Genomic DNA, 7,844 nt, shown 5'->3' with positions numbered 1-7,844 from the left:
TTAAGAATAGTAATAAATATAACCGCAAGGCTAGACAAAGAATACATTACAGCTAAAACGTAGAATTAAGATAAACAAAGGCGTAAACTTATTTAGAGTAATACAAGGGAAGAAAAGAAAGAAAGAAAGAAAGAAAGATAGATAGAATTAATTTCATTGATTCTTTATAAGCTGATGGATAAGTCATACCTATTCTTGACAAGAAGATTAATTTTATTGACCACAGATGGCACAGATTGACACAGATGTTGATATGATTATCGTATTCGGGAGGATTTTATGTTTTTAAGGTTTTAGGGTTTGGCTAAAGCCTGGGGAATGGATGGTATTAGTAAGCGGGCTAAAGCCCGCTCCTAGTGAATTTTAATGAAGGTGCTTTTTAATCTTTTTAATCTTTTTAATCTTTTTAATCTTTTTAATCTTTTTAATTCTTTAGTGAAAAACCATCGGTCATTCTGTCACATTCTTTTGGATGGTATTTTTTTTGAGCATCAATAGAAAATTAAAAACAGAAATTATTATGACTAAAGGAAATATTAATGTATCGGTGGAAAATATTTTTCCACTTATTAAAAAATTTCTTTACAGTGACCACGAAATATTCCTGAGGGAGCTGATCTCCAATGCAACGGATGCTACTTTAAAATTAAAACATCTGACAAGCATTGGTGAAGCCAAAGTGGAATACGGAACTCCAAAGATTGAAGTTAAAATAGATAAAGAACAGAAAACCTTACGTATTATCGACCAGGGAATCGGGATGACTGCTGAAGAGGTTGAAAAATACATCAATCAGGTTGCTTTTTCGGGAGCTGAGGAATTTCTTGAAAAATATAAGGACTCTGCAAAAGATTCCGGAATCATCGGACATTTTGGTCTTGGTTTCTATTCTGCATTTATGGTAGCAGAAAAAGTAGAAATACTTACAAAATCTTATAAAGACGAAACAGCAGTACGATGGATCTGTGATGGCAGCCCGGAATTCACCCTTGAAGAAACAACTGATAAGACGGACAGAGGAACAGAAATTATTCTTCACATCGCGGAAGATTCTACAGAATTTTTAGAGGAAAGCAAAATTCGTGAACTCCTTTCAAAATATAATAAATTCATGCCTGTCCCGATCAAATTCGGAACAAAGACCCATACTCTTCCATTACCGGAAGACGCTCCTGAAGATGCTGTTGCAGAAACTGAAGAGGTTGACAATATCATCAACAATCCAACTCCGGCCTGGACTATAGCTCCAAGTGAGCTTACGAATGAGGACTACATGAAGTTCTATCACGAACTGTATCCAATGCAGTTTGAGGAACCTTTATTTAATATTCACCTGAATGTTGATTACCCTTTCAATCTTACCGGTGTTTTATTTTTCCCAAAACTGAGCAATAATTTAAATATTGACAGAGATAAAATCCAGCTGTACCAGAACCAGGTATTTGTAACGGATGAAGTGAAGGGTATTGTCCCTGACTTTCTGATGCTGCTTAGAGGGGTTATTGATTCTCCGGATATTCCGCTGAATGTTTCCCGTTCTTATCTTCAGGCAGATGGTGCTGTGAAGAAAATCTCATCTTACATTACTAAAAAGGTAGCAGATAAAATGTCTTCACTCATCAACGAAAACCGTGAAGATTACGAACAGAAGTGGAATGACATTAAAATCGTTATCGAATACGGAATCATTACTGAAGAGAAGTTTGCAGAAAAAGCAGACAAATTCACGTTATACCCTACCACAGACGGGAAATATTTTCTATGGAATGAACTGATTGAAAAAATTCAGCCTTTACATACAGACAAAGACGGCAATACGGTTATTCTTTATGCCACAAATGCAGATGAGCAGCACGGCTACATCCAGTCGGCTAAGGATAAAGGTTATGAGGTTCTTTTACTGGACTCGCCTGTGATCTCGCACGTTATTCAAAAACTGGAAACATCCAAAGAGAAAATTTCATTTGCAAGAGTGGATTCAGATCATATCAATAATCTGATTAAAAAGGATGAGCCCGTTATTTCCAAATTAAATGATACGGAAAAAGAGTCTTTAAAGAAGAATGTGGAAGATGCAGTAAAAGACGCTAAGTTTACAGTTCAGCTTGAAGATCTTGACAGTAGCGATGCTCCGTTTACCATCACACAACCTGAATTCATGAGAAGAATGAAGGAGATGCAAGCTACTGGCGGAGGCGGAATGTTTGGAATGGGAAATTTCCCTGAGATGTACAATCTTGTAGTGAACTCGAACAGTGAACTTTCAAGCCAGATTTTAAAAACAGAAAATACTGAGGAGAAGGAAAGCCTGATCCGATACGCTCTGGATCTTGCAAAACTTTCACAGAATCTATTGAAAGGAAAAGACCTGACAGATTTTATTCAGAGAAGCTATAAGCAACTGGAGAAATAATAAAATAATACATAAAACGAAAAACTGCTCTTTATTGGGAGCAGTTTTTTTGCTTTTGAATGTAAAGGTTGGGTTAAACACAAAGGCACAATTATTTTTGTTTATACTGGTTTATAAAATTGTACACTATCTTGATTTAGCTATTGAGCTCAATGAAGATGGCTTTGCGTAAAAACAAAGAGGCATTGTACTTTAAAAAGAAAATTATAAACATATTGATTGGATCCCAATAATATTATAAACTTTCCCAATAGTTTTCCTTCAATCTAAAAGCCCTGCTCTATATTTTTTCTATTTTTTATTGTACACATTGTGCTTTTTTTCCATTTTTGTACAAAATGCCGGATATGCAAAAAGAAAAACTACGCGTCATCAGAAAACAGAAAGGCTATACTCAACAGCAGATAGCTGACATTATTGCCACTGATGTATCCAACTACAGCAGGAAGGAAAGTGGAGATGTAAGGATTGTTAAGGATGAATGGGATAAAATTGCCCGTTTCCTGGATGTGCCTGTTGAAGAGATTTATGAGGATGATGAAGTAAAAGTCGTTATTAATTATGATCATCCCATATTTAATGACAGCTCTTCCGGAAATGGAACTATGACTCAGTTTAATAATATCCCCGGTTCTATTATCCAGAATCTTCAGGACTATATTTCCCTGCTAAAAGAGGAAAATGAAAGACTGAAGGAAGAACTAAAAATACTAAGAAGCAGAAAATAGCAGGTACAGAATTATTCCGCTGCTATTTTACAGTATACATTAAAATGCCATGAACTTTAAGGATCATGGCATTTTAATTATTTACACCTTCACGTAAAAGTCTAATTGAAACCGCCGGAGATTTTCCTGCGGTTTATTTTTATCATATACTGTGAAGCTTTTAATGTGTATTTTTTTTAACCAGTGATGGCACAGATTTTCACAGAAAAATAAAGAATCATAGTATCAAACCTTTCTGATAAGACTATGTACTTCCACATCTTAAATTCAGCTTTTCACTTTAGAAAACATTATCCCGAACTCAAGTTAAGATTAAATTTCTTCAAGAGGGTTCCAGAAGAGCTTTTTGAAATCTTTTATTCTTAAATTCTCAACCGTAATGCCTTCTGCTTCCAGTTTGATCTGAAATTCAGGAACGGATAATACGCCTGAACTGGATATCACCCGATGGGCAGGCACATCTTCCGGACACCCTCCCATCGCTTTTCCTACATGACGGGAATGATTCGGGTAGCCTACCGCCTTAGCTATGGCACCATAAGAAGAAACTCTCCCTTTCGGAATAAGCCTTGTGATTTCGTAAATCTGTTGTTTGAAAATTTCGTCCATAGTTAACTGTTGTACTTAAAAATAATTGCTAAACCAATCTTTATTGCTTTTTTTGCATCATTTTTGGATGATCAATATTTCAATGATGTTTCATTTAAAATATAAAGTTATGAAAAAATCATTTTTCCGGCTGCTGAATACAGTCAATAAAAAAATTCTGCCCAAGTTGAGTAACAAGGATCCTAACCGCCTTACCAAGTTTGAAAAGGGAATTCTGGCTTACAGGTATTTCGTTCTGGTGAATTCTCTGGAGTAATTTCTGCGTGAGGGATATGGAGGGCGCAAGCACAGCGAGCGGTACAGCGTACCGTAACGAAGTGGAGCCCGGAGCAGCCCGACCCGGCCTGGGAATTGCTGTGGCGAGGGGCACGCCGTGATTTTTCTGTACAATGTAAAAGGTATTTATGTATTTATGATATTACACTGTAATGAGGAGCTGAGAAATAAAAAACGCTCCAAAATGAATTGAAGCGTTTGTATTTTTATAAGAAACCGGTTCTTATGAATTTTCTAAGATGTAAGAGAACATCAATGGTGCACAGATGGTAGCATCACTTTCAACGATGAATTTCGGTGTGGTGATATCTAATTTACCCCAGGTAATTTTCTCGTTCGGAACCGCTCCGGAATATGATCCGTAAGATGTTGTAGAATCAGAAATCTGGCAGAAATAAGACCAGAAAGGAACGTCATGCATTTCCATATCCTGATACAGCATCGGTACTACACAAATCGGGAAATCTCCTGCGATTCCTCCTCCAATCTGGAAGAAGCCAACTCCTTTTCCTGCTGAATTTTTAGTATACCAGTCTGCAAGGTACATCATATACTCGATCCCTGATTTCATGGTTGTTGCCGTAAGCTCACCTTTGATGCAGTACGAAGCGAAGATGTTACCCATAGTAGAATCTTCCCATCCCGGAACCACAATCGGAAGGTTTTTCTCAGCTGCAGCGATCATCCAGGAGTTTTCTCTCGGAATTTCGTAGTACTGCTCAAGAACCCCAGAAAGGATCATTTTGTACATGAATTCGTGTGGGAAATAACGCTCACCTTTTGCTTCTGCATCTTTCCATATATCTACAATGTGCTTCTGAAGTCTTCTGAAAGCTTCTTCTTCAGGAATACATGTATCTGTAACTCTGTTTAATCCTCTTTCCAATAGATCCCACTCATCCTGGGCCGTTAAATCTCTGTAATGCGGAACTCTTTCGTAGTGAGAGTGCGCCACAAGGTTCATTAAATCTTCCTCAAGGTTGGCTCCTGTACAAGAAATAAAGTCAACTTTTCCCTGACGGATCATTTCTGCAAGAATTTTTCCCAATTCAGCAGTAGACATAGCTCCTGCCAAAGTGATCATCATTTTTCCGCCATCTTTAAGATGTGCAACATACCCTTTAGATGCATCTACCAATGCAGCTGCATTGAAGTGCAGATAATATTTCTCTATAAATTCAGAAATCGGTTTGCTCATTATTTAAAATTTTTGCAAAGATAAAATTTAAAAACGGAATGCAACATGGGTAATCAAAGAAACTCTTGCCTGGCTATCTTTTTTTAACAAATGTTAAAAATTAGACCTTTATTCTAATTTCTATGAAAAAGTACAGCCCGTTTTGAGCTGTACTTTCTTTTGTATTAACCATCAGAATCAGCCTTCCCAGGCTTCTACCTTCAAGATTTCAATGGTTCTTTCCCCATCTTGAAAAGGCCACTGAATCATATCTCCTACTTTATATCCAACTGTCGCCAGAGCAATATCTGATAAAATAGAATATTTGTTTTTGGCAGGTTTGGCTTTTGCAGTGGCTACGAAAATATATTCATGTTCAAAATTCCGGGTATGGTCTTTAAGGGTGACTTTTCTATCTACCGTCACCACATCATCAGGAAGTTCTCTCCTCAGGACCTGTTTGGCTTTTCTCAGTTCTTCGGCGAGTCTTTTTTCTTCCGGCTGACTTACTTTTTTTCTTCTGAGGGTATCTTTTATAGCGTCATAAATTCCTGTTGTGAGTATAATATGATTGGACATTTTCAATTGTTTTTAAATTAACGGGTGCAGTGATTTCCAGTGATCCAGCGCAGGACCAGTCACCAAAACGGCTGTTATCCTGTAGAAAACTGCAAAAAATAATACGTAAAATAAACCGGAATATTTTCCCTGCCCTGAATCCTGACAGGGCTTAATTGATAAAGTCCTTAGAACTTTTCAGAAAAGAATCTGTATGCAAATATAACAGTGACAGCAACAGGCCATTGGAATGGCTATCTGTAAATAAAGAAATAGGTGCTGTCATAAATCAATAGTAATTAATACCCCTAAGATACTCAAAAAATCCGACATAAGGAAAGAACCACCCACAAACCCAAATCTCACACTTTAAACCCCGCATCTCACACCCCGTAACCCGAACCCCGCAACCCGTCTCTAAAACTTAAACTTCCTGTTCTCCTTCTTCTCAGAGATTTTCTTTTTGGTATCCAGCCTTTTCTGCTTCTGTCCTTTTGAGGGTTTTGTTGCGACTCTTTTTTTGGGAACAATCAGGGCTTTATTAACGATTTCAATTATTTTTTCAATCGCTTTATTTTTATTCATCAGCTGGGTTCTGCTTTCTGAGACGGTTAAAAACAAATAGCCTTCTGCATTGATTCTGTTTTTTAATTTGGTTTGAATGATGTTTTTTTGGTACCCAGTAAAAAATTCTGACCCATCCACAAACCAAAGAACCGTCACAGAAGTTTCTACTTTATTGACGTTCTGACCTCCTGCTCCACTGCTGCGGGAAGTTTTAAAATTAAGTTCTTTTGAAAAGTCTTTCATGGTACAGATGGATAGATTAAAGAATAAAGATAAAGGATTATAAGCCTCCAGCTATTATTTTACGGAGTTCTATTCTATTTATTTTACCGTTTGGGGTTCTTGGAATTTTTTCGATGAAAACAATTTCTTTGGGCTTATGGAAGTTTTTTTCAAATGGAATTCTCAGGATCTTTTTTCTCAGATCACCAGATTCTTCTCCTTCCAAAACCAGAATCAGTTTCTGTCCCAGCTTTTCATCTTCCAATCCTAGAAATACCGCTTCGTTGGGAATTTCTTTTTTTACCAGAGCTTCCAGAGTTTCAGGGAAAATTTTTGCGCCTCCTGAGTTGATAACGTTATCTATCCTACCCAGAAATTTAAACTGCTTTCCGTTTTTAATTTCAACTAAATCATTAGTCTGCAATTCTTCAGCGTTCACATTGGGAGCATATATTTTCAGACATCCTCTTTCATCTGTTGTAACAGAAACGTTTTCAAAGGCTGTAAAATAATCTTCCTGTTCCGGCATCAGTTGTTTCAGTGCAATATGTGAAAGGGTTTCAGACATTCCGTAGGTTTCAAAAATACGGTTTGAAGTGCGGGAAAGCAGTTCTGTACCCTCCATTTTTTCTTTCAGGCTTTCGGAAACCGAGGCTCCTCCAATAATTAAATTTTTAATCAAATGCAGTTTATCCAGTGAGCTTTCTACCTGAAGCGGCGTCATTGCACAGAAATCAATTTCTTCTTTCAAATCTTTTACCGGATGTAAAGACGGGTCTGAAACCATCAATTTTAGCTTTCTTTCAGCAGAACGAACCACCATCATCTTTCCTGAAATATATTCTACCGGAAGGCACAATAATGCTTTATCCCCCTCTTTTAAGCCCAGAAAATTACATGTCATCACCGCAGAGTTCACCATTTTCTTTTTTTCGATTGCGAAAACTTTGGGTGCTCCTGTAGAACCGGAAGTCTGTACGTTTACGGTATCTCCTTCGGAAAACCATTCATTGAGAAAATTTTTGATTTTAAGTTCGAAATCCGTCTCAAAGGATAAATTATTAATATTGAGATTATTGAAGTCTATCAGCATGATTGGGTCTAATAAAAAGCGATGTAAATTTAAAAAAAACTTTAAAAATTTCTTGTATCTAAAGAAAAAAGCTGTAAATTTGCCTCACCAAAATAAAGCAGACCTATAGTGTAACGGTAGCACTCCGGTTTTTGGTACCGTCAGTCGGGGTTCGAATCCCTGTGGGTCTACAAACCATCCTTTTTCAAGGATGGTTTTTTG

At 37.1% G+C, this 7,844-nt stretch carries 8 protein-coding genes and 1 tRNA gene; 4 read left to right on the top strand and 5 right to left on the bottom strand.

What is annotated here, in order from left to right; all coding sequences use genetic code 11:
• Positions 1–520: 520 nt before the first annotated feature.
• Both htpG and ACM46_RS21035 read left to right on the top strand, forming a co-directional pair.
• Complete coding sequence (htpG, locus tag ACM46_RS21040; protein ID WP_048508660.1) at positions 521–2,413, top strand: molecular chaperone HtpG; 1,893 nt, start codon at positions 521–523, stop codon at positions 2,411–2,413.
• Positions 2,414–2,760: 347 nt separating this feature from the next.
• Entirely contained in the window at positions 2,761–3,141 is a 381-nt protein-coding gene (locus tag ACM46_RS21035) for a helix-turn-helix transcriptional regulator (protein ID WP_048508659.1), read from the top strand.
• 312 nt (positions 3,142–3,453) lie between these two features.
• Here ACM46_RS21035 and ACM46_RS21030 read toward each other — a convergent pair whose 3' ends face one another.
• Positions 3,454–3,750 (bottom strand): MGMT family protein, encoded by a 297-nt coding sequence (locus ACM46_RS21030; RefSeq protein WP_048508624.1) that lies wholly within the window; start codon positions 3,748–3,750, stop codon positions 3,454–3,456.
• A 109-nt stretch (positions 3,751–3,859) separates the two neighbouring features.
• Between ACM46_RS21030 and ACM46_RS23535 the strand changes: the two genes are divergently transcribed.
• The gene (locus ACM46_RS23535) at positions 3,860–4,006 is read left to right on the top strand and encodes a hypothetical protein (RefSeq protein ID WP_173426505.1); all 147 of its coding nucleotides are present in this window, start codon (positions 3,860–3,862) and stop codon (positions 4,004–4,006) included.
• 243 nt (positions 4,007–4,249) lie between these two features.
• Here the strand turns inward: ACM46_RS23535 and ACM46_RS21020 are convergent, their stop codons facing one another.
• From ACM46_RS21020 to ACM46_RS21005, 4 genes are all read right to left on the bottom strand, one after another.
• Positions 4,250–5,224 carry a deoxyhypusine synthase family protein gene (locus tag ACM46_RS21020; protein WP_048508622.1) on the bottom strand — a complete coding sequence of 325 codons (975 nt, stop codon included), beginning with the start codon at positions 5,222–5,224 and terminating at the stop codon, positions 4,250–4,252.
• 177 nt (positions 5,225–5,401) lie between these two features.
• Complete coding sequence (locus ACM46_RS21015) at positions 5,402–5,782, bottom strand: GreA/GreB family elongation factor (RefSeq protein ID WP_048508621.1); 381 nt, start codon at positions 5,780–5,782, stop codon at positions 5,402–5,404.
• Between the two features lie 396 nt (positions 5,783–6,178).
• Positions 6,179–6,571, bottom strand: coding sequence for an alternative ribosome rescue aminoacyl-tRNA hydrolase ArfB (gene arfB, locus ACM46_RS21010; protein ID WP_048508620.1), 393 nt, complete (start codon positions 6,569–6,571; stop codon positions 6,179–6,181).
• Between the two features lie 37 nt (positions 6,572–6,608).
• Positions 6,609–7,643 carry an AMP-binding protein gene (locus tag ACM46_RS21005; protein WP_048508619.1) on the bottom strand — a complete coding sequence of 345 codons (1,035 nt, stop codon included), beginning with the start codon at positions 7,641–7,643 and terminating at the stop codon, positions 6,609–6,611.
• A gap of 99 nt (positions 7,644–7,742) precedes the next feature.
• Here ACM46_RS21005 and ACM46_RS21000 point away from each other — a divergent pair.
• Positions 7,743–7,813: transfer RNA gene (locus ACM46_RS21000), tRNA-Gln, on the top strand.
• The last annotated feature ends 31 nt before the right edge of the window (positions 7,814–7,844 follow it).

This window comes from Chryseobacterium angstadtii (assembly GCF_001045465.1).
GTDB classification, from domain to species: domain Bacteria; phylum Bacteroidota; class Bacteroidia; order Flavobacteriales; family Weeksellaceae; genus Chryseobacterium; species Chryseobacterium angstadtii.
Note: the sequence above shows the minus strand (reverse complement) of the source record. Positions and strands in the feature narration are given on the sequence as shown.

Coding starts and splice junctions, on each gene's coding strand:
- ACM46_RS21020 (WP_048508622.1), bottom strand. CDS start 5,224: ATGAGCAAACCGATTTCTGAATTTATAGAGAAATATTATCTGCACTTC.
- htpG (WP_048508660.1), top strand. CDS start 521: ATGACTAAAGGAAATATTAATGTATCGGTGGAAAATATTTTTCCACTT.
- ACM46_RS23535 (WP_173426505.1), top strand. CDS start 3,860: ATGAAAAAATCATTTTTCCGGCTGCTGAATACAGTCAATAAAAAAATT.
- ACM46_RS21015 (WP_048508621.1), bottom strand. CDS start 5,782: ATGTCCAATCATATTATACTCACAACAGGAATTTATGACGCTATAAAA.
- ACM46_RS21005 (WP_048508619.1), bottom strand. CDS start 7,643: ATGCTGATAGACTTCAATAATCTCAATATTAATAATTTATCCTTTGAG.
- arfB (WP_048508620.1), bottom strand. CDS start 6,571: ATGAAAGACTTTTCAAAAGAACTTAATTTTAAAACTTCCCGCAGCAGT.
- ACM46_RS21035 (WP_048508659.1), top strand. CDS start 2,761: ATGCAAAAAGAAAAACTACGCGTCATCAGAAAACAGAAAGGCTATACT.
- ACM46_RS21030 (WP_048508624.1), bottom strand. CDS start 3,750: ATGGACGAAATTTTCAAACAACAGATTTACGAAATCACAAGGCTTATT.